We start from the raw sequence: 25075 nt of genomic DNA, 5'->3' as shown, positions 1-25075 counted from the left end.
CGCGCTGGCTCAGTCGATGATGAAGCCGCCGCGGCGGTGGCTGACGGTGGAGGGGTCGATCTTGCCCGGCACGCCGTAGAGGCGGTTCAGGCGACCGAGCAGGATGGCCGACTGGTCGGTGGGCTCGGCGAAGCCGGCGTCCGGCGCGGCGAGCTTGGCGGGCGTGGTCGGCTTGGCGAGGTAGGGCGTCACGAAGATCGCGAGCTCGGTCTCGTTGCGAACGAAGTCGTTGGAGCGGAACAACGTGCCGAGCACCGGCAGGTTCATCAGGCCGGGCAGGCCGTTCACGGCGCGGCGCGTGCTCTGCTGGATCAGGCCGGCGAGGACGATGGAGCCGCCGGAAGGCAGTTCGAGCGTCGAGTCGGCGCGGCGGGTCTTGAGGCCGGGGATGGACGTGCCGCTGATCTGGATCGCGGTCGTGCTGTCGATTTCGCTGACCTCGGTCGCGACCTTCAGGTTGATGCGGCCGGACGACAGCACGACCGGAACGAAGTTCAGGCCGACGCCGAACTCCTTGAAGGTGACGGTGGCGGCGTTGGTTTCGCGGTCGACGCCGGTGATGATCGGGAACTCGCCGCCGACGAGGAACTTGGCGGTCTCGCCCGAGATCGCGGTCAGGGTCGGCTCCGCGAGGGTGCGCGAGACGCCGTTGCGCTCGAGCGCCTGAAGCTGCGCGCCGAAGGTGCCGGACCGGTTGAATCCGCCAAGCACAGGGTTGGTCAGGACGCCGGTCGCGTCGCCGCCCGCCATCATCGGGGGGAACAGGTTGCTGGGCACCGCGCCGGAGGCGCTGAAGGGGAAGAGGGTCGATCCGACGACCTTGACGCCGAGGATGTCGAGGCCGTTGGCGGCGTAGTCGAAGCCGAGCTGCTTGAGCACGTCGCGGCGCATCTCGACGACCTTGACCTTCAGCATGACCTGGTCCTGGCCTTCGATCTTCAGCGCGTTCACGACCTTCTTCGGGTCCGCCATGTAGCCGGACGCGATGTCGATCGCGGTCTGCGCCTCCTGCGCCGACTTCACCGAACCGGTGACGACCACGCCGTCGCCGACGCCTTCGACGCGCACGCGGCCACCGTCGATGGAGCGGTTGATCGAGGAGCGGATCGAGCCGACGTCGCGGGAGACCGAGACCTCGTAAGAGGCGATCTCTCGTCCGTCGCTGTCGAGGAACTTGACGTCCGTCTGGCCGGGGCCTGCGCCGATCAGATAGGCCTTGCGGGCGGTGCGGACGACCGCGTTCGCCACGGCGGGATCGGCGACGAACACTTCCTTCGCGTCGCGCGGCAGGGTCACCGAGAAGGATTTGCCGATGCCGAGATCGACATGTCCGGAATCGCCCCCGCCATAGCCCTGCTCGAGATAGGTCGGGTCGGCGGCGAAGGCCGGCGCGGGCGCCGCCAGCGCGAACGCGCAGGTCGCGACAAGCGCCATCCGCAGGCTGCGCGCGAGGCCGTCGGGGCGGCGATTGTCGTCATGGCGGCTGAGTAGGCTCATGGCGGTCGAAGTCCTGGCCGAGGGCCGGTCGGTCCGGCGCGGGGCGGGAAGAGCGAAGGAGAGATGCTGAAGCCAGGAGCGGCGCGCGGTCACCGGGCGGCTCCCTGGCTGGCGACGCCGAACCGGACGACGGTCACGCGGCCGCGCTTCTCCGCCGGGTCGAGCGACGCGTCCGCGGCGTTCGGGCTGGAGTCGATCAGCGAGCGGAGCGCCAGGGCGATGGTGCCGAGCTGCCGGCTGAGGGCGAGCTGCTCGGACTGGGACGGCGTCAGCTCAAGCGTCGCGGTCTTGCCGACGACGACCTTCTGGCCGTCCTTGTCCTCGACCGCCTGGTCGATGGCGAGGACGCGGATGTTCGCGGCGATCGTCTCGGAATAGGTCTCGTCCCGTCCGCCCGCGCCCTGCACGCGGCGGGTCAGGATCACATCGACGCGGTCGTTCGGCAGGATGAAGCCGCCGGCGCCGGTTTCGGGCGAGATCTCGACGGAGATGGCGCGCATGCCGGCGGGCAGGATCGCGGCCATGTAGCCGGAGCCGGAGCCCTTGATCAGCTTGTCGGGACGGATCGGCTCGCCGGCGACGAAAGGCGACCGCGCGATCGCGCCGACATTGTCTTGCGCGGCGGTGGGCGCGCCGGCTTTCGTCACGAAATGCGGGCTCGCGGCCTCTTCGGGCCAGGCCTGCCAGCGCATGTCCTCGGAGCGAATCACGCCGCCCATCTGGATGTCGGAGGCGGCGACGAGCACCTCGACGGTCTTGAGCGGCGCGACGTCCGTGACGGCGGGCGCCGGTTCGTTCGATCCACCGGCGAGCAGCGCGGCCCCGATGCCTGCGACGATCGCAATTCCCAGAACAACGATGCGCGCGGCCTTCATCGAACGGCTCCCCCTTCACGCCTCCGAAGCCACGTTTCCGCAGTCCTCGAACTCTCGGGACAGTCAAACAGCCATTCGTCAATTCATGGTTAACAATCAGTCTGCAGCGCTGTTAAGTTGTTTATTCGCTTCAATTGTTCGTTCGACAACTGTCGCTCGGCGGGACTCCTCGAACCGGATGACATAGTCGTCGCCGGCGTATTGCGAGACGGGGCCGGGGGCGCCGTTCAGCCGACGAGAGCGAACCACTGCGTCTGCGGCAGCAGCAGCAGGGTGCCGGCCGCGATCGCCACGCCGTAGGGAACGCCCGAGGCGGGATGGTGCAGCTTGGCGAGCCAGCCGATCCGCACGAACTGGGCCGGCAGCGGGTACTTGCGGTAGATCATCACGCCGAGCGTGAGCGCTCCGCCGAACAGGGCGAACAGCACGAGCCATTCGAGCAGCGGAGCGAAGCCGAGCCAGAGCGCGAGCGCCGCCGCGAGCTTGGCGTCGCCGCCGCCGATCCATCCGGGGATGAACAGCGCGATCCCGACCGCGAGCACCGCGGCCGCGGCCGCGAGATGCAGGCCGAGGTCCTGGAGGCCGAGCCCTGCGAACGGCGCCGTCGCCGCGAACGCCGCCACGAGCGCCAGCACGAGCCGGTTCGGGATCGTCATGGTGAGCAGGTCGGAGACCGCCGCGACCACGACGAGGGCGGGAAGAACGATGACGACGACGGTTTCGAGCATGGCGTCTTCCCGGGCGGCCGGCGTTGTTCGAGAAAGCTTGCGCCAATGCTGACCGGCGAAGCGCTAACAGAAGACGAACTCCGACCTCTGAAACGACGAAACCGCCGTCCCCGGCTGTCGGAGATCGGCGGCTTTATCGCCCTGCCGGGGCGACGGCCGCTGGCGCGCCCGCCGCTTGCGGGAGGGAGCGTCGACGCGAGCGTCTCGGCTTAGATCACTTGGTCAGGTTGGTGGCGACCTTCGTGAAGGCGCCCGACAGGTTGGTGCCGACCGTCTGGACGGTCACGATGATGGCGACGGCGATGCCGACTGCGATGAGGCCGTACTCGATGGCGGTGGCGCCGGACTCGTCCTTGGCGAAACGCTTGAGAATGGTCATGAGAGTCTCCTGAACTCTGGAAGGTTGCGACAGCTCCAGTCCCGCGTCCCCTCAGTGTTCGTCGGTGCGCCGGAACGTCCTCAACCTACCGGCGCGCCCATTGCGATTAAGTTAATCCGACCGTTGAAAACGAACTGAATCAAACTGGAGTTTTTCTCGGTTAAAGTAATATTGCGATCATCAGTATGATTAACGACAGTTGAAGTCTTGGAATCGCGCCTCGTGGAAACCGGAGGCGGTCATGATGCTTCGTCTCCGCCGCGCATCGCGGGGTTCCGGACGTTAGCGGTTCGTTCACCAAACTGCGCTGGAATGGCGTGGATCACCTGCGGGGACCGAAGCCATGCGCATACGCACTGCGACGAATTTTCTGCGCGCCTCGGCGATCGCCGCCGCGACGCTGGCGACGGCGGTGGCCGCGCAGGCGGCCGAGAGCCAGCTCGACGTCACCGTCGATCGCGCCAGCCTGATGCGCGCGCCGGACGGCGTCGCGACCATCGTCATCGGCAACCCCCTGATCGCCGACGCCACGACCCAGCGCAACGGCGTCATCGTCGTGACCGGCAAGAGCTTCGGCAGCACCAACATCGTGCTGCTCGACGCCAAGGGCGAGGTGCTGTCCGAGACGATCGTCAGCGTGGCGCGCGGCCGGAACAACACGGTCATGGTCCAGCGCGGCACCAAGCGCGAGAGCTTCGCCTGCAACCCGCGCTGCGAGCCGGTGCTCGCCATCGGCGACAACAAGGAAACGTTCGAGGCGACCGCGGGCCAGATCAGTCAGCGGCAGGGCATGTCGGTCGGCGTCGGTCAGTAACGCGGTCGGGCCGACATGGCGACGGGCTCGCCCGAATCTGCGGCGCTTCCACGGAGGGGAGGCCGCGCGGCCGTGAAGCGGTTTGCGGCGGTCGCCGCGCCGCTGCTTCTTCTGCTGCTCGCCACCTGCGAATCCGCGATTGTCGCCGCCGCTGACCGGCTGGTCGACATCGTGCGCCGCCACGCCGTCATCGTGGCTCCCGAGCCCTGCGCAGGACCCGCGATTCGCCTCTGTCCCGAGGCATAGACCTTCGTCTGCGGTGCTCCGACACGGTTGCGAAGCTGCGTCCGACAGGTGAAAAAAGCGCCCGGCCGCACCGGCCTCGCTCCTTTTTTCTGACCGCCCCGGGACACCGCCTTATGCCGACCGATATCGAGATCGCCCGCGCCGCGACGCTCAAGCCGATCACCGAGATCGCCGCCAAGGCGGGCATTCCCGAAGACGCCCTGCACCTCCACGGCAAGCACATCGCCAAGGTCGACGACCGCTTCATCGCGGGCCTGCCGAAGAAGGAGGGCGCGAAGCTCGTCCTCGTGACGGCGATCTCCCCGACGCCTGCGGGCGAGGGCAAGACCACCACGACGGTCGGCCTCGGCGACGCGCTGAACCACATCGGCGAGAAGGCCATCATGTGCCTGCGCGAGCCGTCGCTCGGGCCGGTGTTCGGCGTGAAGGGCGGCGCGGCCGGCGGCGGCAAGGCGCAGGTCATCCCGATGGAGCAGATCAACCTGCACTTCACGGGCGACTTCCACGCCATCACCTCGGCGAACAACCTGCTCGCCGCGCTGGTCGACAACTCGCTCTACTGGGGCAACCCGCTCAACATCGATCCGCGCCGCATCGTGTTCCGCCGCGTGCTCGACATGAACGACCGCACGCTGCGCTCCATTATCTCGGGCGTCGGCGCGCCGACCAACGGCTACACCCGCGAGGCCGGCTTCGACATCACCGTGGCCTCCGAGATCATGGCGATCTTCTGCCTCGCGAACGACCTGCAGGACCTCGAGGAGCGCATCAGTCGCATCGTCGTGGCCTACACGCCCGACCGCAAGCCGATCACGGCGAAGGACGTCGACGCGCAGGGCTCGCTCGGCGTGCTGCTGCGCGACGCGCTCCGCCCCAACATGGTGCAGTCGATCGAGGGCTCGCCGGTCTTCATCCATGGCGGCCCGTTCGCGAACATCGCCCATGGCTGCAACTCGGTGATCGCGACCACGACCGCGATGAAGCTCGCGGACTGGACCGTGACCGAGGCCGGCTTCGGCGCCGACCTCGGCGCCGAGAAGTTCATGGACATCAAGTGCCGCTTCTCGGGGCTCGCGCCCGACGTGGTGGTGATCGTCGCGACCGTGCGCGCGCTCAAGATGCACGGCGGCATGGCCAAGAACGACCTCAAGACCGAGAACGTCGAGGCGCTTAAGAAGGGCCTCGTCAACCTCGGCCGTCACATCGAGAACACCAAGAAGTTCGGCGTGCCGGTGGTTGTCGCCATCAACCACTTCTTCGCCGACACCGACGCCGAGATCGAGACGCTGCGGGACGCGGTGCGCGAGGATTTCGGCGTCGAGGCCGTGGTCTGCAAGCATTGGGCGGACGGCGCCGCCGGCGCCGAGGATCTGGCCCGCGCGGTGGTGAAGATCGCCGGCGAGGAGCCGTCGAACTTCAAGCCGCTCTATTCCGAGGACCTGCCGCTGCTCGAGAAGGTCGAGACCATCGCGAAGGAGATCTACCGCGCCGACAAGGTGACGGCGTCGCCGGCGATCAAGAAGCAGCTCAAGGACTGGGAGGACGCCGGCTACGGCAAGTTCCCGGTCTGCATCGCCAAGACCCAGAACTCGTTCTCGTCCGATCCGAACGCGATCGGCGCCCCGACCGGACACACGCTGCCGATCCGCGAGGCCCGGCTCTCGGCCGGCGCGGGCTTCGTGGTGGTGGTCTGCGGCGAGATCATGACCATGCCGGGCCTGCCGAAGGTTCCGGCTTCGGCCAACATCAAGCTGCTGCCGGACGGCACGATCGACGGCATCGCCTGACAAGCAGGCGCCGCGGAGCCCCGCGCCGCCGGGCCTACGCACTCGTCCGGGATTGAGACAGGAAGGGGTCGGCTCCACTCTCGGAGCCGGTCCTTTTTTGTGCGCGTTTCCCGACGGGTCGCTTACGGCGGGGGCGCGGGCTTCGCGGCGCGGGAGGCGACGAACACGCCGAGCAGAACCAGCGGGAAGCCGATCGCGTGAAACGCGGCGAGCCGTTCACCGAGGAAGCCGATCGCCAGAACCGAACCGAAGACGGGCATCAGATGGAAGAACGGCCCGGCCCGGTTCGCGCCGATCAGCTCCACGCCGCGGTTGAAGAACAGGTAGGCGAGCGTGGAGGGAAACAGCGCGACGTAGGCGATGGCCGCGAACGTCGTGGCGTCGGCGGTCGGCGCGCGGCCCTGCGCCAGCTCCCAGAGAAAGGCGGGCGTCAGCAGCAGCGCGCCGAGCGCGCTCGTCGCCGCCACGAAGGACAGCCAGTGCATCGCGGGCTTGATCCTGAGCAGGGCGGAATAGAGCGCGTAGAGGATCATCGCCGAAAGCACCCAGACGTCGCCGGGGTTCAGCCGGAGGTCGGCGAGCGCCGCCGGATCGCCCCGCGTCACGATCACCGCGACGCCCGCGAGCGAGACGATGATGCCGGCGAACTGGCGCGCGGACAGCGTCTCCCGGAACAGGGCGAAGCCCCAGAGCGCGATCAGCAGCGGTCCGGTGGACTGGATCAGCAGCGCGTTGAGCGCCTCCGTGCGCTGGAGGCCCCAATAGGCCATCGCGTTGTAGATGCTGACGCCCGTGAAGGAGAGCAGCGTCAGCACGGGGATGTTGGCGCGCACCAAGGGCCAGTCGCGCTTCAGATGCGGCCAGGCGAAGGCGAGCAGGATGCAGGCCGCGCCGCTCCAGCGCATCCAGGCCAGCGCGATCGGAGGAATGTGGCCGGCGACGAACCGGCCCAGCACGATGTTGCCGGCCCAGAACAGCGAGGTGAGGGACAGCAGGAGGTAGGGCCGCCCGAACAGGTCGCGGCCGATGTCGGTGAGACGCATGACGCTCGCTTTATGGCGAGTATGTGGGGTGCGGCGCGAAGCAGACGCGGCCGAAAGCAGCATGGACCAGCTCGCACGCCGGGTCCAAGGTCCGGCCACGCATGGCTGTCCCGAAACGGAGCGTCGGCCTGCCCAACCAGGAGCGCCCAGCGCGCATGACATCCGACATTTTCGACCTCTGGCGTCGCCAGGCGGCGCTCGTCGGCGGGTTCGCCGCCATGGGGCCTTTCGCAGGGTTCGTGGTCGCGACCCGCGTCGCGCGCATGGCCCAGGAGGGCTATTCGCCCACCGCGGCCGGCGCCGCCGAAGCCCAGCGTATGCTGTCGGAGAAGGTCATGGCCGCCTGGGAAGGCGGACTGGCGGCCGGGCGCGTGCTCAGCCGGCTCGGCGTGGCGGCTTCGCCGGTCGCCGCCGCCGGCGTCATGGTCGCGGCCGGCGAGGCGGCGATGCGCCCCGCCGCCCGCGCGGTGCGGGCGAACGCGCGGCGGCTCTCCAAGCCGTAAAGCTCCGTTCCCCCATTGCGCAGAGGACGATGGCGGAGCGCTCCCAAAGTCGTGTAGCCTGTTTGCGGGAGCGGCCCGGTGCAGGCCGGACCGCAGGCAAGGGGAACACATGGCTCGGCTCGCGCCGGCGCGTTCGACGACAGGCGTAAGCAGCGGGGCGGCGGCGTTCCGGCTCTCCGGCCGTCGCGGGTCGGACGTCGGCGCGCGCTTGACAGGCCCTGAGGCAGACGGGATATCTCGGCTGCGCCCCCTTCGACCGTCACGTTTCCGTCACGCGCGTCCGACCATGTGGCGCCCGGCCGAGGTTTCGCGATTCGGTCGCGTCGCTCCGGGGCGGCGCGCGTCCGCCTTCCGCCGGCAGGCGTTGGGCGCAGCAATCGAGGCAGGTCCGCGTCGTCGCTCATGAAAAAAACCGCGCCTCTCGCTGTCGTTGGACGTTCGTGTCGGCTTCCCGGCGCTCCCGATGTCCCGGCCTTCTGGCGGCTGCTCTCCGAAGGCCGCTGCGCCGTGACCTCGATCGGCGAGGAGCGGTGGTCGTCGGCCCGCTACCTGCATCCCCGCAAGGGCGAGCCGGGCAAGAGCTACACCTTCGCGGCCGGCGTTCTCGACGACATCTACGCCTTTGATCCCGCCGCCTTCGGCGTCAGCCCGCGCGAGGCCGAGCAGATGGACCCGCAGCAGCGCCTCGCGCTGCAGCTCGTCTGGGAGGCGCTGGAGGACGCGGGCATCCCGCCGTCGTCGATCGCCGGCGGCGAGACCGGCGTGTTCGTGGGCGCATCGGCGCTCGACTACGGCAACCGCATCATCTTCGACCCGGCCTCGGCCGATCCCTATTTCGCGACCGGCAACACGCTGTCGATCGTCTCCAACCGCATCTCGTATCTGTTCGACCTGCGCGGCCCGAGCTTCACGGTCGACACCGCCTGTTCCTCCTCGCTCGTCGCCCTGAACGAGGCGGTCGCGGCCCTGCGCTCCGGCCGGATCGAGCGGGCGATCGTGGTCGGCGTCAACATCCTCGGCAGCCCGTTCCCGTTCATCTCATTCGCCCAGGCCACCATGCTGTCGCCGGGCGGCCGCTGCCGCGCCTTCGACGCCAACGCCGACGGCTATGTGCGCGCCGAAGGCGGCGTCGCGGTGGTGATCGAGCGCGCGGACGCCGCCCGCGCGGCGCACCGCCGCATGCGGGTCATGATCGCCGCCTCCGACGTCAATTCCGACGGCCGCACCGTCGGCATGTCGCTGCCCTCGCCCGACGCCCAGCTCGCGCTGCTGGAGCGGGTCTATCGCGAGGCGGACATCGATCTTGAACGGCTCGCCTTCATCGAGGCGCACGGCACCGGCACGCGCGTCGGCGACCCGGCGGAGGCCGGGGCGGTCGGCGGCCTGCTGAAGGCCCGCAAGGGGCCGCCGCTACCGATCGGCTCGGTCAAGACCAACGTCGGCCATCTCGAGGCGGCGTCCGGCCTCGTCGGCCTGCTGAAGGCCGATCTCGCGCTGGAGCACGACCTGCTGCCGGCTTCGCTCCATGTCCGCGAGCTCAATCCCGACATCCCGTTCGAGGAGCTGAAGCTCGCCGTGGCGACCGCGGCGACGCCGCTGCCGCGCGGCGCCGGTCCGCGTTTCGCGGGCGTGAACTCCTTCGGTTTCGGCGGCACCAACGCTCATGTGGTGGTCTGCGACCCGACGCCGGACGACCGCGCCGGCCGGTCCTCGCCGCGCGCCGTCGAGGCCGGCGGCCCTGCGCCTGTGCTCGCGCTGTCGGCGCGCTCGCGCGAGGCGCTGACGGAGCTCGCCGCAGCTTACGCAAAGACGCTCGAAGGCCGCGACGTCGCCCGCGCGCGGCACGTGGCGACCAGCGTCGCCGCGACGCGCGACCTGCTCGGCCGCCGCCTCGTGCTCGAGAGCGACGATCCCGCCACATGGGGTCCGACGCTCGCCGCCTTCGCCGAGACCGGCGAGGCTCCCGGCGCGACCCTCGACAGCGCGGTCGCGCGCGAGGCGCCCGTCGCCTTCGCCTATTCCGGCAACGGTTCGCAGTGGGCCGGCATGGGCCGCCGGCTGCACGCGCAGGACGCGGCGTTCCGCGCCCGCCTCGACGAGATCGACGCCGTCTTCGGCGCGCTCGCGGGATGGTCGGTGAAGGAGATCCTGTTCGCCGACGATCTCGCCGATCGGCTCAAGCGCGCCGAGTTCGCGCAGCCGCTGCTGTTCGCCGTTCAGGAGGCGACGACCGCCGCGCTTGCGGCCGCGGGCGTCACGCCCGACGTTGTGCTCGGCCATTCGGTCGGCGAGGTCGCGGCGGCGCTGGCCTCCGGCGCGCTGACGCTGGAGCAGGCCTGCGCCGTGGTGCATTCGCGCAGCCTCCATCAGGAGATCGCGTGGAAGGCCGGCGTGATGGCGGCGGTGCTGCTGCCGGCGGACGAGGTCGAGGCGCTGCTCGCGGACGGCGGCTTCGGCGGCGTCGAGATCGCGGCGGTCAACAGCGCCCGCTCGGTCACGGTGTCTGGGCCCGAAGCCGAGATCCGCGAACTCGGGCGCTTCGCCCGTGGGCGCCGGATCGCGGTGCGCGTGCTCGACATCGATTATCCCTTCCACACCGGGTTGATCGAAGGCGTCCGGGCGCCGCTGCTCGCCGATCTCGCCACGCTCAAGCCCAAGGCCGGCAAGGTCGCCTTCGTGTCGAGCGTCACGGGCGCCCTGACCGACGGCGCGGCTCTCGACGCGGACTACTGGTGGGACAACGTCCGCCAGCCCGTGCGCTTCGCTGATGCCGTCGAGGCGGCGGCCGCGGCGGGCGCCCGCGTGTTCGTGGAGATCGGCCCGCGGCCGGTGCTGCAGACCTATGTCAACGATGTGTTGGCGGCGGCGGAGATTCCGGCCGGCGTCCTGAGCTGCGACGACCACGGCCCCGGCGACCACGACCCGGTCCGCCGCGCTCTCGCCCGCGTCGTCGCCAAGGGCGGACGCGTGGCGCGGGACCAGGTGTTCGGCAAGCTCAACGGTCCGGCCGTGCGCCTGCCCGGCTACCCCTGGCAGAACGCCCGCTTCGCGGTCGGCGTCACCGCCGACGGCGAGCAGTTCTACCAGGGCTACGACCGCCATCCGCTGATCGGGGCGCGGCTGCGCGCCTTCGCCGACGACTGGATCGCGCATCTCGATCCGGCGAACGCGCCGCTGATCGCCGAGCACAAGGTCGGCGGCCGCGTGGTGATCCCGGGCGCGGCGCTGGCCGAGATGGCGCTCGCCGCGGGCCGCGCCTGGCTCGGCGTCGAGGCGGTCGAGCTGCTCGACTTCGAGATCAGCCACGCCCTCACGCTCGACGCCGACGCCATCACCGAGGTCCGCACCCGGCTGTCGCCGGAGAGCCGCACCGTCGAGATCCTGAGCCGGCCGCGGCTCCGCTCCGACGACTGGACGCTGCACGCCGTCGGCCGCGTCGGCGCGCCGCCGAGCCTCGCCGCCGAAGCGCCGGCGCCGGCCGCGGAAGTCGGCGAAACCTATTCCGGCGCCGAACTCTACGCGCTCGCCGGCCAGCACGGGCTCGACTTCGGCCCGTCCTTCCAGGTCGCCGAGCGGATCGAACGGCCGACGCCCGACCGTCTCGTCGTCACGCTCGCGCCCGAGGCGGCGCGCGGACCGCGGGACGCGCGCTACGGCCTGCACCCGGCCGATTTCGACGCCTGCTTCCACGGACTGCTGGCGCTGTTCGGCGCGCACGGCCACCGGCCCGACGTGACCTACCTGCCGATGCGGTTCGGCGCGCTGAGGCTGCTCAGGCCCGGGGCCACGATCGCGCGCGCCGACATCGCGATCCGCCGCTTCAGCGCGCGGTCGATCGACGCGACCTTCACCCTCACCGACGCCGCGGGCGAGGTGGTGGCCACGCTCCGCGACGCGCGCTTCCGCGCCGTGACGCTCGCGCGCCGCACTCCGCTCGAACGGCTCGCCTATCACGTCGCGCCGGCGCTGGTCGGCCCCGCGCCCGGCGCGCCGGAGGCCGCCGCGGTCGAGGCTTCGGACATCGTGGCGCGCGCCCGCGCGCTTGGTCTCGTCACTGATGCGCCGGAGCGCGCCGACGACGACCTGCTGCTGGAGGCCTTCGCGGTCGTGGCCGCCCATGACGCGCTGTCCGGCGTGTTCGGCCGGGGCCGCAAGCCCGCGACGCTGGCCGACCTCGTGCGCCGGGGCCGTCTCGCGCCGACGTCCGTGCGCTACGCCGGCCGGCTGCTCGCCCTTCTGCAGCAGCGCGGCCACGCCTCCCGCGCGGGCGACGTCTGGACGCTCGCGCCCTCGACTGGGCTGCCGGCGGCGGCCGACATCGTCCGCACCGTGCTGTCCGACCATCCGGACCGCGGCGCGGAATGCGTCATGGCCTCCCGCGCGCTCGCGCTCATGCCGCGCGTGCTCGCCTCGGGCGCCGAAGAGGGCGCGCCTTTCGGCGCGGCCACCCTCGCCCACGCCGGTTCGGCGGCGCCGCTCGTCGCCGACGGCGTCCGCGCGGTCGCAGACCTCGTCCGGGCGCTGGTCGCCGACGCGACCGCCGACAGGCCGATCCGCATCCTTGAGATCGCCGCCGGGACGGGCGCGCTGACGCGCGCGCTGGCGGAGCTTGGCCTCGACCCGCGGGTGACGCTCACGGTCAGCGATCCGGACGCGACCGCCGTCGAGCGGCTGCGGTTCGCCTTCGCCGGGCGGCCGGGCGTCGCGGTGACGGCGTTCGATCCCGCCGTCGACGGCGGCGACGCGGACGTGTTCGACCTTGTCGTCGGCGCTCTCGGATGGGGACGCGCGCTCGCCTCGCCGGAGGCGGTCCGCAGGCTCGCCGGCCGTCTCGCCGACAACGGCGCGCTCGCGCTCACGGCGCTCCAGCCGTCCGCGTTCCTCGACGTGGTGTTCGGCCTTGATCCATCGTGGTTCGAGCGTTCCGACGCGGACCATGACGCGGCCGGCTTCGCCCGCGAGGCGGGCGAGTGGACGGCCGATCTCGCCGACGCCCGGCTCTCCGACCATGCGGTCCTCGCGCTCGACGGCGCCCGCGCTCCGACCAGCCTCGTGCTCGCCACCCGACGCCGGCGGGCCGGCGACGACGCGGACGCCGTGCGCGCCGGCGTCCTGGTGGTGGGCGAGGCGGCCGGCGGGCGCGGCGCGCTTGCGCAGTCGCTCGCGCGGGCGCTGGACGGCGACGGCCGCGCCGCAAGCCTTCATGCCGCGACCTCGGGCGCGAACGGAAACGGTCGCCACGAGCCCCGTCCCTGGGGCGAGCCGGCGGAGCTTGGCCTCACGGCCGCAGCGAAGAACGGCCCGAAGCCCGAAGTCGTCGTGGCGCTCGACGGCGAGGGCCCGGACGACGCCGCGACGGCGACGCTGCGCGCCGGCTGGCTGCTCGGGCTGGTCCGCGCCGCGACCGCGGTCGACGCGCGACTGTGGGTGGTGGCGCCGGGCAGCCTGTCGGGCGCCGTCGGCGTCGCGGGCGAGCGCGCCGACCAGGCCGCGCTCGCAGGCTTCCTGCGCGTGGTGCGAAACGAGTTCCGCGGCCACGACATCCGGTTGATCGACGTCTCCGCCGATCTCGGGACGGACGAGGCCGCGCGCGCGGTCGCCGCCGAGATCGCCGCGCCGCGCGCGGACGTGGAGCTGGTCATCGACGCTCACGGCGTCCGCGCGCCGCGGCTGCGGCACGGGCTGCCGCTCGCGCCTCAGGCGGGCGATTCCGGAGCGCCGCGTGCCGCCGCGCTCGACACCGGCCGCGAGGGCGGGCTCGACGACGTCGCGTGGCGCGCGGCGCCGCTGAAGCCGCCGGCCGCCGGGGAGGTGGCGATCGAGGTCGCCGCCGTCGGACTCAATTTCCGCGACGTGATGTGGGCGCTCGGCCTGCTGCCGGAAGAGGCGCTGGAGGACGGCTTCGCCGGTCCTGGACTTGGCATTGAATGTTCGGGCGTCGTGACCGCAGTCGGCGACGGCGTGTCGGGGCTCGCGGTCGGCGACCGCGTGGTGGCCTTCGCCTCCGGCGCCTTCGCAAGCCACGTCACCGTGCCGGAGATCGCGGTCGCGCCGCTGCCGGAAGGGCTCGCCTTCGAAGAGGGCGCGACCATCCCGGTCTGCTTCCTCACGGCCTATTACGCGCTGGTCGAACTCGCCAACCTCAAGCGCGGCGAGTGGGTGCTGATCCATGGCGGCGCCGGCGGCGTCGGCCTCGCCGCGCTGCAGATCGCGCAATGGAAGGGCGCCAAGGTCATCGCGACCGCCGGCTCCGACGAGAAGCGCGCCCTGCTGCGCACGCTCGGCGCGACCCATGTGCTGTCGAGCCGCAGCCTCGAGTTCATGGACGAGGTGAGGCGCCTCACCGGCGGAGAGGGCGTCGACGTGGTGCTGAACTCGCTGTTCGGCGAAGCCATCGAGCGCAGCCTCGCGACGCTGAAGCCGTTCGGCCGCTTCCTCGAGCTCGGCAAGCGTGACTTCTACGCCAACAGCCGGCTGGGCCTGAGGCCGTTCCGGCGCAACATCTCCTATTTCGGCATCGACGCCGACCAGTTGCTGGTCCACCGGCCGGAACTCGGCCGCAAGCTGTTCCGGGACGTGCTGAAGCTGTTCGGCAAGGGCGTGTTCGCGCCGCTGCCCTACCGCGCCTTCGAGGCGACGGAGGTCGGCGACGCGTTCCGGCTGATGCAGCAGTCCGGCCATGTCGGTAAGATCGTGGTGCGGCCGCTCGACCCGGCCGACCTGCCGGCCTCCGCGCCCGAGCCGTTCCGCGCGGCGGACGGCGCGCATGTGCTCGTCGGCGGCCTCGGCGGCTTCGGCCTCGCCACCGCGGAATGGCTGGTGGCGCACGGCGCGACGAAACTCGCGCTGATCGGGCGCTCGGGCGCGAAGAGCGCGGCGGCGGCCGCGGGCGTCGCGCGGCTCGAGGCGCTCGGCGCGACGGTTCGCGCCTATGCCTGCGACGCGGCGGACGAGGCGGCGCTGGAGGCCGTGCTCAAGGACGTCCGCGCGGCGCTCGGGCCGATCGGCGGCGCGTGGCATGTGGCCATGGTGCTGGAGGACGCGCTGCTCGCCAATCTCGACGCCGAACGGTTCGAGGCGGCGCTGCGCCCCAAGATCGACGGCGCGAAGGCGCTCGACCGCCTGACGGCGGGCGATCCGCTCGGCCAGTTCGTGATCTATTCGTCGGCGACGACCGTGATCGGCAATCCCGGCCAGGCGAACTACGTCGCCGCCAATGCGTGGCTCGAAGCGCTGGCGCGCAACCGCCGCCGGGCGGGCAAGCCCGCGCTTGCGGTCGCCTGGGGCGCGCTCGGCGACGTCGGCTATCTCGCCCGCACCGGCGAGGTGAAGGAGAAGATCCAGCGCCGTCTCGGCCACGCCACGCTCTCGGGCGCCGAGGCGCTCGAAGGTCTCGGGACCGTGCTCGCCGCCGGCGATCCCGCGCCGGAGGCGGCCGTCGTCGCGATCGCGCCGATCGACTGGGCCGCGGCCCGGCGCGATCTCGCCTATCTCGCCTCGCCCATGTTCGCGCAGGTGTTGGCCGGCGCCGAGATGGGGCCGCAGGACGCGGTGGAGCAGATCGACCTCGCGGCGCTGGTGCGCGGCAAGGACGCCCGCGCCGCCCGCGACATCGTGGCCGAGATCCTCGCCGGCGAGGTCGCCCGCATCCTCAAGCTGCCGGCGAAGGAAATCTCGCCGCAGCGGCCGCTGGCCGAGCTCGGCATGGACTCGCTGATGGGACTGGAGCTGCGCATGAGCGTTGAGCGGCGGTTCGACGTCGAGCTGCCGTTGGTGGCGATCGGCGACTCCACGACGCTCATCACGATCGCGCAGTCGATCGTCGCCCGCATCCACGACCCGGACGCCGGCGCGGAGACGAGCGCCGTCAACGCCGACCTCGTCCACCGCCACATCGCCGACGACGTTGGTCACGAGGACCTCGCCGAGTTCGGCGAGGCGGTGGAGGCGCGCCGCGCAGCCCTCGGCGGAGCCGCGGGATGAGCGTCCGGCGTGGCATGGGCGGGCTTTCGCGCTCCGCGAAGGACGGCATCCTCGGCGCGCTGCGGTCGTCCGCGCCGAAGCCGGCCGAAGAAGGCGTCGCGGCCCCGCGGCCGCGGGCGAAGCGCGCCCGCAACCGCTTCGCCGACCTGCCGGAGCTGAAGGACATCCACACGCAGCAGGCCGTCGCTTCGCTGCTGAACGTGCCGAACCCGTTCTTCCGGCTGCACGACGGACGGGCGGGCGCGACCACCGACATCGACGGCCGGGCGCACGTCAACTTCGCCTCCTACAACTATCTCGGCTTGAACGGGCATCCCGAGGTCGCCGAGGCCGCCAAGGCCGCGATCGACCGCTACGGCACCTCGGTCTCGGCGAGCCGTCTGGTGGCGGGCGAGCGGCCGATCCACCAGGAGCTCGAAGCGCGCGTCGCCGGCTTCATCGGCGTCGAGGCGGCGGTCGTCTTCGTCAGCGGCCACGCCACCAATGTGGCGATCCTCGGCCATCTGATGCGGCCGAACGACCTGATCCTGTACGACTCGCTCTCGCACAACTCGATCGTGGTCGGCGCGACGCTCTCGGGCGCGACCCGGCGGATGTTCCCGCACAACGATCTCGACGCGCTCGACGAACTGCTGAGCCAGCACGCCCACGGCCACGACCGCGTGCTGGTCGTCGTCGAGGGGCTCTACAGCATGGACGGCGACATCCCGGACCTGCCCCGGCTGGTCGCGCTGCGCGAGCGCTACGGCTTCTGGCTGATGGTGGACGAGGCCCATTCGCTGGGCGTCCTCGGCCGCACCGGGCGCGGCGTGGCCGAGGAGCAGGGCGTCGATCCTAACGAGGTCGACATCTGGATGGGCACGCTGTCCAAGACGCTGTCCGGCTGCGGCGGCTATGTGGCGGGCTCGAAGGCGCTGGTCGAATACATGAAGTTCACGGCGCCGGGCTTCGTCTACTCCGTGGGCATGCCGCCGCCGGTCGCGGCCGCGGCCATCGCCTCGCTCGACGTGCTGGAGCGGGAGCCGGAGCGCGTGGCGAAGCTGCGCGCCAACGGGCTGCGCTTCGTGGAGAAGGCGAAGCAGGCCGGTCTCGATGTCGGCGACAGCGCCGGCTTCGCGATCTCGCCCGTGATGGTGGGCGACAGCCTGCGCGCCGTGCACCTCGCGAACCGCCTGCTGGAGCGCGGCGTCAACGCGCTGCCGATCGTGCATCCAGCGGTGCCGGAGCGTTCGGCGCGGCTGCGCTTCTTCCTGACGAGCGAGCATTCCTTCGACCAGATCGACGAGGCGGTCGCCGTCACGGCGGAGGAGCACGCCAAGCTCGCCAAGGCCGGCTTCGGCATCAAGATGGCGGCCGCGCTCGCCAAGGCCACGAGGCCGGGCTGACCGCTTGCCGCCCGTCCAGCACCCATCGTCGGCGGTCGACGTCCGCCCCGTCCGATCCGCGCGCGACCTGAAGCCGTTCTGGCGCGCGGCGCTCGCCGCGCAGGGCGGCGACCCGAACTTCTCGCCGCCGCTTCTGCAGGAGCTGAAGGAGACGCTGACCCCCGGCGCGACGCCCTTCGCCCGCGCCAATGACGGCCGGGCCTGGACGGCGTTCCGGGACGGCGCGCCGGTCGGGCGGATCTACGCGGTCAAGCACCACGCCCATCTCGCGGCCCATGGCGACGGCGCCGGCCATTTCGGCTTCCTCGAGGCGATCGACGACGACGCGGTCTGGGACGCGCTGTTCGCGACCGCCTTCGGCTTCCTCCGCGAGCGCGGCCTGACGCAGGTGACCGGGCCCTACAGCGCCTCGGTCAACCACGAATGCGGGCTGCTGGTGGAGGGCTTCGACACGCCGTCGACGACCCACACCAACTACGCGCCGCCCTATTACGCGCGCCAGCTCGAACGGCTCGGCTTCCGCGGCGTGAAGGACATCGTCGGCTATGAGGGCGAACTCGCCGAAAGCCGCCTGCCGGAGCGCGTCGCCAGGGCGCGGTCGAGATGGCGGTCGGCGTCCGATCTGACCCTGCGCAGCGCCGTCGGCCCGGACGCGGTGGCCACCATCAACGACGTCTACAACGACGGCTGGTCGGTGAACTGGGGCGCCGTGCCGGTCACGATCGACGAGGCGCGGTTCCTGGCCGAACTCGCCCAGCCGATCCTGCCGCGCGACTGGTCGACGATCGCCGACTGGCGCGGCGAGCCGATCGGCATCCTCACCATGGCGCCCGACCTCAACGAGGCGATCCACGATCTCGGCGGCCGGCTCGCGCCGTTCGGCTGGGCCAAGCTGCTCTGGCGGCTCAAGGTCGCGGGCCTCGCCCGAGTCCGTGTGCCGATCATCGGGGTCCGGCGCGGCTGGCGCGGCACCCGCGTCGGCGCGATGGCGGCGGCCATGCTGCTGGCGGACGCCGTCGAGAAGGCGCGCAAGGCCAAGGCCAAGCGCCTCGAGGTGAGCTGGATGCTGGAGGACAACCGCAACGTCATCCACCTCGTCGCCGGCATGCCGGCCCGGCGCACCAAGACGTGGCGGATCTACCAGCGCTCGCTGTAAGGCCTCAGCGGTTGCGGAAGGCCGGTTTGCGCTTCTCCACGAAGGCGACCATACCCTCCTTCTGGTCCTCGGTGGCGAACAGCGCCTGAAACGCGCGGCGCTCGAAGCGCACGCCCTCGGACAGGCCCGTCTCGTGGGCGACCTCCACGGCCTCTTTCGCGGCGAGCACGGCGGCGCGCGAGAACGACGCGATCTTCGCCGCGGCCGACAGCGCCTCATCCAGCAGGCGGTCGCCGGGCACCACGCGCGAGACGAGCCCGGAGCGCTCGGCCTCCTCCGCGTCCATCATCCGGCCGGTGAGGATCAGGTCCATCGCCTTGGCCTTGCCGATCGCCCGCGTCAGCCGCTGGGTGCCGCCGAAGCCGGGGATGATGCCGAGCGTAATCTCGGGCTGGCCGAACTTCGCGGTCTCGGACGCGATCACGACGTCGCACATCTGCGCCAGCTCCGCGCCGCCCCCGAGCGCGTAGCCCGAGACCGCCGCGATCCGCGGCTTGCGGCAGGCGACGAGCCGGCCCCATGCGCCGCCGAGATCGGCGAAGTAGACGTCCGTGAAGCTCTTCGACGCCATCTCGGTGATGTCGGCGCCCGCCGCGAAGGCCTTCTCGCCGCCCGCGATCACCACCGCGCCGATGGCCTCGTCCGCCTCGAAGGCCTGGATCGCGTCGCCCAGTTCGCCGATCAGGCGGGCGTTCAGCGCGTTGAGGGCCTTGGGGCGGTTGAGGGTCACGAGCCCCACCGCGCCGCGGGTCTCGACCAGGATGGTTTCGTAAGCTGCGTCGGTCATGAGGGCCTCGCGATGGGAGAGCGTCGTCCCGGCCGAGCGTAGGCGAGAGCCGGGATCGTGCGCAGGACAGAGCGCCATATCCGTAGCACGATCCCGGTTCGGCCTTCGCCGTCCGGGATGACGGTCACTTCTGGCACTCCGGGCAGAAGAAGGTCGAGCGTCCGGTCTGGACGATGCGCCGGATCACGCCGCGGCAGCCCGGCGTCGCGCACGGCTCGTGCTCGCGGTCGTAGGCCCGGAAGGCGTGCTGGAAGTAGCCGAGCGCCCCGTCGGCGTGGGCGAAGTCGCGCAGCGTCGAACCGCCCGCGGCGATCGCGTCCTCGAGCGTCGCCCGGATGGCGCTGGCGAGCGCCTCGGCCTGGCTCGGCTTCAACGTTCCCGCGGCGCGCGTCGGCGACAGGCGCGAGCGGTTGAGCGCCTCGCAGACATAGATGTTGCCGAGGCCCGCGATCAGCCGCTGGTCGAGCAGGGCGGCCTTCAGGCTCGTCTTCTTGTCCGCGAACAGCTTCAGCAGCAGAGCCCCGTCGAGCGCGTTGCCGAGCGGCTCGACCCCGACGTGCCGGAACAGCGGATGCGCTTCGAGGTTCGCCCGCGGCGACAGCGTCATGAAGCCGAACCGGCGCGGGTCGTTGTAGGTGATCGAAGCGCCGCCGGCGAAGGCGAAGCGCACATGGTCGTGCGTCGCGGCCTTGGAGCGCGGATGGTGGAAGGCGCCGGGCGCAATCGCCGCGTCGGGCGGCTCGACGCGGAACGAGCCCGACATTCCGAGATGCATCACCAGCACCTCGTCGTCGTCGAGATCGGCGAGCAGGTACTTCGCGCGCCGGCCGAGCGAGGTGACGGTGCGGCCGACGAGACGCTCGGCGAAGCGTTCGGGGAAGGGAAAGCGCAGGTCCGGGCGGCGGGCCTCCACGCTCTCGATGCGCCGGCCCTCCATCACCGGCGCGAGCCCCCGGCGGACGGTCTCGACCTCGGGAAGTTCGGGCATCGGTGCTCTCTCGCGAATGGGCGGCCGTCGAGGCGCCGTGTCTAGCGCCGCGCGGCCCCGCACGCTAGGTTCCGCCCGCCCGAGGCTGCGGAAGCCTTCCGAGGACGCCATGGACCGCCACGATTCCAAGCCCGACGACGACGCGACCCATTTCGGCTTCTCCGACGTGCGGCTCGACGAGAAGCAGGGCCTCGTCGACGACGTGTTCCACAAGGTCGCGTCGCGCTACGACCTGATGAACGACCTGATGTCGGGCGGCCTGCACCGGGCCTGGAAGTCGGCCATGGTCACGGCGATCGGGCTTCCCAAGGGCCCGCGCGCGTTCAAACTGCTCGACGTCGCGGGCGGGACCGGCGACATCGCCTTCCGCGCGCTGAAACACGGCGGGCAGGGCGTCGCCGTGACGGTGTTCGACATCAACGGCGCCATGCTGGACGTCGGCCGCGAGCGGGCGCGCGAGAAGAAGCTCGGCGACCGGGTCGAGTTCGTGCAGGGCAACGCCGAGGAGCTGCCGTTCGCGAGCGGTTCGTTCGACGCGGTGTCGATCGCGTTCGGCATCCGCAACGTGCCGCGCATCCCCGCCGCGCTGAAGGAGATGCGCCGCGTGTTGAAGCCGGGCGGCCGGGCGCTGGTGCTGGAATTCTCGAAGGTCGACGTGCCGGTGCTCGATCGGGTCTACGACGCGTTCTCGTTCAACGTGATCCCGCGCATCGGCCAGATGGTCGCCGGCGACGCGCAGCCCTACCAGTATCTCGTGGAGTCGATCCGGCGGTTTCCCGACGCGGAGACCTTCGCCGACATGATGCGGGAGGCCGGCTTCGAGCAGGTCTCGGCGACGCCGCTCACCGGCGGAGTCGCCGCGCTCCACGTCGGCTTCCGGATCTAGGCGCCCAATCGCGTGTCCGCGTTCGGCGCCGTTTCCAGCCTGTTCCGTCTCGCCCGCGCGGGGTTCGTCATGGCGCGCGAGGGCGCGCTGCGGCTCGTCGATCCGATCGACCTGCCGCCCGCGGCCCGCACGCTGGTCGGCCTCGGTCGTCTGATCGAGCGCCGCAGCGCGCGGGACGGCGCGGAAGGCCTCGCTCGCGCCCTGCAGCGGCTCGGGCCGTCCTACGTCAAGCTCGGCCAGTTCCTCGCGACCCGGCCCGACGTGGTCGGCATCCAGACCGCGCGCGACCTCGAACGCCTGCAGGATCAGGTCGACCCGTTCCCGCAGGAGCTCGCCGAGGCGGCGATCGCCGAGGCGCTGGCCGCGCCGCTTTCGAGCCGCTTCACGCATCTCGGCCCCCCGGTCGCGGCGGCCTCGATCGCGCAGGTGCACCGGGCGACGGTGAGCGACGCCTTCGGCGAGCGCGTCGTGGCGGTGAAGGTGCTCCGGCCGGGCGTGACCCACCGCTTCGGGCGCGACCTCAAGGCCTTCTTCCGGATCGCGCGCCTGATCGAACGCTTCGCGCCGAAGACGCGCCGGCTGAAGCCGGTGGTGGTGGTGGAGACGCTCGCCCGCTCGGTCGCGATCGAGATGGACCTCCGGCTCGAAGCCGCCGCGCTGTCGGAGATCGCGGAGAACACCGCAGCCGATCCCGGCTTCCGCGTGCCCGCCGTCGACTGGGAGCGCACCGCCCGCGGCGTGCTGACCATGGAGTGGATCGACGGCGTCAAGCTATCCGACCGCGCCGCCCTCGCGGCCGCCGGCCACGATCTCCCGGCGCTCGGCCGCCATGTGATGCAGACCTTCCTGCGCCACGCCATGCGCGACGGCTTCTTCCACGCCGACATGCACCCCGGCAACCTGTTCGTGGACGCAGCCGGCGGGCTGGTCGCGGTCGATTTCGGCATCACCGGCCGGCTCGGCATGAAGGAGCGCCGGTTCCTCGCCGAGATTCTCCACGGCTTCATCGTGCGGGACTACCGGCGCATCGCCGAGGTGCATTTCGAGGCGGGCTACGTGCCGCCAGAGCAGTCGGTGGACGAGTTCGCCCGCGCGCTGCGCGCGATCGGCGAGCCGATCCACTCCCGCACCGCCGACCAGATCTCCATGGCGAAGCTGCTGACGCTGCTGTTCGAGGTCACCGAGCTGTTCCAGATGCAGACCCGGCCCGAGCTGCTGATGCTGCAGAAGACCATGGTCGTGGTCGAGGGCGTCGCGCGTTCGCTCGACCCGAAGCTCGACATGTGGGCGACCGCTGCGCCCGTGGTGCGCGAATGGCTCGAACGCAACCTCGGTCCGATCGGGATCGCGGAGAACGCCGTCGACGAGCTTCGGCAGCTCGCCCGCGGCATCGCGGCCGGGCCGGAGCTCCTGCTGCGGCTCGAGCGCATCTCGGTCGACCTCGAGGAGGTCGTCCATGGCGGCCTGAGCTACTCGGAGGACAGCATCCAGGCGATCGTGGGCGGCGTCCGCCGGGCGGCGTTCTGGAGCAATCTGGCGCTTGTCGTGCTCGCTCTGGGGGTGGTGGTCTACCTGTTCCGATAGCTCCGTTTTGCTGTCAACGAAGTCAATGCTAGCATGGCCGCCGCGTTTTTAACGAGGGCGATCATGGCGACGCTGACGGTCCGCAACTTCGACGATGCGATCAAAGCCGAGCTCCGCGTTCAGGCGGCCGAACGGGGCCGTTCGATGGAGGAGGACGTGCGTCAGTTGTTGCGGGAAGCGGTCGAGCGGCGCCGGCGCGGCGAGCGAAAGCCCTACAGGAATCTGGCGGAGGCGATCGCGGCACGTTTCGATCCGCTGGGCGGCGTGGAGCTGGAGCTGCCGCCGCGGACGCCGCTGCGCGATCCGCCGGACAGCGACGACGCCGGGCGATGATCGTTCTGGACACGAACGTGATAGTGGAACTGACCCGCTCCCGTGAGACGCGTTCGGCCGCGGCCGTCGCCTGGCTCGAACGCCAGCCGCTGGACGCTCTCTGGGTGACAAGCGTGACCTACGCCGAGCTTCTGGCCGGCGTGTACGCGATGCCGGGCGGACGTCGGAAGGAACTGACGCTTCAGGCCACGCGCGATGTGATCATGATCGATCTCGACGGGCGGATCCTGCCGTTCGGCGCGGAGGCGGTGAGCGCCTTCGCCCAGATATCGTCAGAGCGCCGCGCGAAGGGATTGTCTCGAACGACGGCTGATCTTCAGATCGCCGCCATCGCGCTTTCGAAGGGCTTCGCCGTCGCGACCAGGAACGTGTCGGATTTCGGAGCGGAGGGACTTACCGTGATCAACCCCTGGGACCACCCCGCCCCGTGACCGCGCCTCGCATCCTGCTCGTGATCGGCGGCGGCGTCGCCGCGTACAAGTCGCTCGACCTGATCCGCCGGCTGAAGGAGCGCGGCTTCTCCGTGCGCGCCATCCTGACGAAGGCGGGGGCCGAGTTCGTGACGCCGCTGTCGGTCGGGACGCTGACCGCCGAGCCCGTGTTCCAGGAGCTGTTCGACCTGACGCAGGAGCAGGACGTCGGCCACATCCGGCTCGCGCGCGACGCCGATCTGGCGCTCATCGCGCCGGCGACCGCCGATCTGCTCGCCAAGATGGCGAACGGCCTCGCCAATGATCTCGCGTCGACGACGCTGCTCGCGACGACCGCGCCGATTCTCGCGGCGCCGGCGATGAACCCGACGATGTGGGCCCATCCCGCGACCCGGCGCAACGTGGCGTGGCTCGAAGCGCAGGGTGTGAGCTTCGTCGGCCCGGAGGTCGGCCTGATGGCCGAGCGCGGCGAGAGCGGCCTTGGGCGCATGAGCGAGCCGCTCGCCATCGTCGCGGCGGTCGAGGCCCGGCTGCGGCCGTCGTCCGGGGCGCTCGCGGGCCGGCGCGTGCTCGTCACCTCGGGCCCGACCCACGAGCCGATCGATCCCGTCCGGGTGCTGGCGAACCGCTCGTCCGGGCGGCAGGGGCACGCCATCGCCGCCGCCGCGGCGCGGGCGGGCGCCGAGGTCACGCTGGTGTCCGGGCCGGTCGCGATCCCCGATCCGGCCGGCGTCACGGTCGTCCATGTGGAAAGCGCTCGCCAGATGCTGTCCGCGGTCGAGGCGGCCTTGCCGGCGGATGTCGCCGTGTTCGCCGCGGCGGTCGCCGACTGGCGCGTCGCGACCGACGCCGCCCAGAAGATGAAGAAGGGGGCGGGCGGACCGCCGGCGCTGACGCTGGTCGAGAACCCGGACATCCTCGCGACAGTCGCCCGCCGCGAGGAAGGCCGCCCGACGCTGGTCGTCGGCTTCGCCGCCGAGACCGAAAACGTGCTGGACAACGCGCGCGCCAAGCTCGCGCGCAAGGGCTGCGATCTGATCGTCGCCAACGACGTGTCGCATGCGGGCGGCGTCATGGGCGGCGGCTCCAACACCGTCCATCTCGTGACGGCGGACGGCGTCGAGTCCTGGACGACCATGAGCAAGGAGGCGGTGGCGGAGGCGCTTGTCGCCCGTTTCGCCGGGCGGCTGGGAGCGCCGGAATGACGGAGATCAGATTCGTCCGGCTGGCCCATGCGCAGGGCCTGCCCGCGCCGCGCTACGAGACGGAAGCGGCCGCCGGGATGGACCTCGCCGCGGCCGTGCCGGAAGATGAACCGATCATGATCGCGCCGGGCGCGCGCGCCCTTGTCCCCACGGGCCTGCTGCTCCAGTTCCCAGTCGGCTTCGAGGCCCAAGTCAGGCCGAGGTCGGGACTGGCGTTCCGGCACGGCGTGACGGTGCTCAACGCACCGGGGACCATCGACGCGGACTACCGCGGCGAGCTCAAGGTTCTTCTCGTCAATCTGGGCGAGGAGGACTTCCTTGTCTCGCGCGGCGCGCGGATCGCGCAGCTCGTCGTCGCGGCGGTGGCGCGGGCGGAAGTGACGGAAGCGGATGCGCTCGATCCCACCACGCGAGGGGAAGGCGGGTTCGGTTCAACGGGACGGTGAAGCGGAAGGACCAGAACGA

The 25075-nt window shown here is 71.3% G+C and carries 20 protein-coding genes; 13 read left to right on the top strand and 7 right to left on the bottom strand.

Features of this window, described 5'->3' with window-relative positions; genetic code table 11:
• Positions 1-9: 9 nt before the first annotated feature.
• From ACFSCV_RS13010 to ACFSCV_RS12995, 4 genes are all read right to left on the bottom strand, one after another.
• Complete coding sequence (locus ACFSCV_RS13010; RefSeq protein ID WP_378800014.1) at positions 10-1497, bottom strand: type II and III secretion system protein family protein; 1488 nt, start codon at positions 1495-1497, stop codon at positions 10-12.
• 89 nt (positions 1498-1586) lie between these two features.
• Entirely contained in the window at positions 1587-2372 is a 786-nt protein-coding gene (gene cpaB / locus ACFSCV_RS13005; protein WP_378800013.1) for a Flp pilus assembly protein CpaB, read from the bottom strand.
• A 227-nt stretch (positions 2373-2599) separates the two neighbouring features.
• A complete protein-coding gene (locus ACFSCV_RS13000; RefSeq protein WP_271200009.1) occupies positions 2600-3100 on the bottom strand; it encodes an A24 family peptidase in 501 nt (166 codons plus the stop codon).
• Between the two features lie 214 nt (positions 3101-3314).
• On the bottom strand, positions 3315-3479 hold the full coding sequence (locus tag ACFSCV_RS12995) for a Flp family type IVb pilin (protein ID WP_378800012.1): 165 nt from the start codon (positions 3477-3479) through the stop codon (positions 3315-3317).
• Between the two features lie 343 nt (positions 3480-3822).
• On the opposite strand from ACFSCV_RS12995, the gene ACFSCV_RS12990 reads away from it, so the two are divergent.
• The 3 genes from ACFSCV_RS12990 (at position 3823) to ACFSCV_RS12980 (ending at position 6326) form a co-directional block, all read left to right on the top strand.
• On the top strand, positions 3823-4293 hold the full coding sequence (locus ACFSCV_RS12990) for a pilus assembly protein N-terminal domain-containing protein (RefSeq protein WP_378800011.1): 471 nt from the start codon (positions 3823-3825) through the stop codon (positions 4291-4293).
• 72 nt (positions 4294-4365) lie between these two features.
• Positions 4366-4539 (top strand): hypothetical protein, encoded by a 174-nt coding sequence (locus ACFSCV_RS12985; RefSeq protein WP_378800010.1) that lies wholly within the window; start codon positions 4366-4368, stop codon positions 4537-4539.
• A gap of 113 nt (positions 4540-4652) precedes the next feature.
• The gene (locus ACFSCV_RS12980) at positions 4653-6326 is read left to right on the top strand and encodes a formate--tetrahydrofolate ligase (protein ID WP_378800009.1); all 1674 of its coding nucleotides are present in this window, start codon (positions 4653-4655) and stop codon (positions 6324-6326) included.
• Positions 6327-6448: 122 nt separating this feature from the next.
• Here ACFSCV_RS12980 and ACFSCV_RS12975 read toward each other — a convergent pair whose 3' ends face one another.
• On the bottom strand, positions 6449-7369 hold the full coding sequence (locus ACFSCV_RS12975; protein ID WP_378800008.1) for a DMT family transporter: 921 nt from the start codon (positions 7367-7369) through the stop codon (positions 6449-6451).
• 155 nt (positions 7370-7524) lie between these two features.
• Between ACFSCV_RS12975 and ACFSCV_RS12970 the strand changes: the two genes are divergently transcribed.
• From ACFSCV_RS12970 to ACFSCV_RS12955, 4 genes are all read left to right on the top strand, one after another.
• Positions 7525-7872 (top strand): hypothetical protein, encoded by a 348-nt coding sequence (locus ACFSCV_RS12970; protein WP_378800007.1) that lies wholly within the window; start codon positions 7525-7527, stop codon positions 7870-7872.
• A gap of 402 nt (positions 7873-8274) precedes the next feature.
• Positions 8275-15855, top strand: coding sequence for an SDR family NAD(P)-dependent oxidoreductase (locus tag ACFSCV_RS12965; RefSeq protein ID WP_378800006.1), 7581 nt, complete (start codon positions 8275-8277; stop codon positions 15853-15855).
• Complete coding sequence (locus ACFSCV_RS12960) at positions 15852-17240, top strand: aminotransferase class I/II-fold pyridoxal phosphate-dependent enzyme (protein ID WP_378800005.1); 1389 nt, start codon at positions 15852-15854, stop codon at positions 17238-17240. The genes ACFSCV_RS12965 and ACFSCV_RS12960 overlap by 4 nt, the downstream gene beginning before the upstream one ends.
• Positions 17241-17244: 4 nt before the next feature.
• A complete protein-coding gene (locus ACFSCV_RS12955; protein WP_378800004.1) occupies positions 17245-18396 on the top strand; it encodes a hypothetical protein in 1152 nt (383 codons plus the stop codon).
• A 4-nt stretch (positions 18397-18400) separates the two neighbouring features.
• On the opposite strand, the gene ACFSCV_RS12950 is transcribed toward ACFSCV_RS12955, so the two are convergent.
• Together ACFSCV_RS12950 and mutM are read right to left on the bottom strand one after the other, a co-directional pair.
• The gene (locus tag ACFSCV_RS12950; protein WP_378800003.1) at positions 18401-19183 is read right to left on the bottom strand and encodes an enoyl-CoA hydratase; all 783 of its coding nucleotides are present in this window, start codon (positions 19181-19183) and stop codon (positions 18401-18403) included.
• Positions 19184-19307: 124 nt separating this feature from the next.
• The gene (gene mutM / locus ACFSCV_RS12945; protein ID WP_378800002.1) at positions 19308-20171 is read right to left on the bottom strand and encodes a bifunctional DNA-formamidopyrimidine glycosylase/DNA-(apurinic or apyrimidinic site) lyase; all 864 of its coding nucleotides are present in this window, start codon (positions 20169-20171) and stop codon (positions 19308-19310) included.
• Between the two features lie 109 nt (positions 20172-20280).
• Here mutM and ubiE point away from each other — a divergent pair, with 109 nt between their 5' ends.
• The 6 genes from ubiE (at position 20281) to dut (ending at position 25056) form a co-directional block, all read left to right on the top strand.
• Positions 20281-21057 carry a bifunctional demethylmenaquinone methyltransferase/2-methoxy-6-polyprenyl-1,4-benzoquinol methylase UbiE gene (ubiE, locus tag ACFSCV_RS12940; protein ID WP_378800001.1) on the top strand — a complete coding sequence of 259 codons (777 nt, stop codon included), beginning with the start codon at positions 20281-20283 and terminating at the stop codon, positions 21055-21057.
• Between the two features lie 12 nt (positions 21058-21069).
• Positions 21070-22641 carry a 2-polyprenylphenol 6-hydroxylase gene (gene ubiB / locus ACFSCV_RS12935; RefSeq protein WP_378800000.1) on the top strand — a complete coding sequence of 524 codons (1572 nt, stop codon included), beginning with the start codon at positions 21070-21072 and terminating at the stop codon, positions 22639-22641.
• Positions 22642-22704: 63 nt separating this feature from the next.
• The gene (locus ACFSCV_RS12930) at positions 22705-22974 is read left to right on the top strand and encodes a FitA-like ribbon-helix-helix domain-containing protein (RefSeq protein WP_378799999.1); all 270 of its coding nucleotides are present in this window, start codon (positions 22705-22707) and stop codon (positions 22972-22974) included.
• Positions 22971-23405: a type II toxin-antitoxin system VapC family toxin gene (locus ACFSCV_RS12925; protein ID WP_378799998.1), complete on the top strand. Its 435-nt coding sequence runs from the start codon at positions 22971-22973 to the stop codon at positions 23403-23405. Before ACFSCV_RS12930 ends, ACFSCV_RS12925 begins: the two co-directional genes overlap by 4 nt.
• Entirely contained in the window at positions 23402-24610 is a 1209-nt protein-coding gene (gene coaBC, locus ACFSCV_RS12920; protein ID WP_378799997.1) for a bifunctional phosphopantothenoylcysteine decarboxylase/phosphopantothenate--cysteine ligase CoaBC, read from the top strand. Before ACFSCV_RS12925 ends, coaBC begins: the two co-directional genes overlap by 4 nt.
• Entirely contained in the window at positions 24607-25056 is a 450-nt protein-coding gene (gene dut, locus ACFSCV_RS12915; RefSeq protein WP_378799996.1) for a dUTP diphosphatase, read from the top strand. Before coaBC ends, dut begins: the two co-directional genes overlap by 4 nt.
• Positions 25057-25075 lie beyond the last annotated feature (19 nt).

The organism is Methylopila henanensis (genome assembly GCF_042681025.1).
GTDB classification, from domain to species: Bacteria; Pseudomonadota; Alphaproteobacteria; order Rhizobiales; family Methylopilaceae; genus Methylopila; species Methylopila henanensis.
This window is presented reverse-complemented; position numbering and strand designations above follow the sequence as displayed.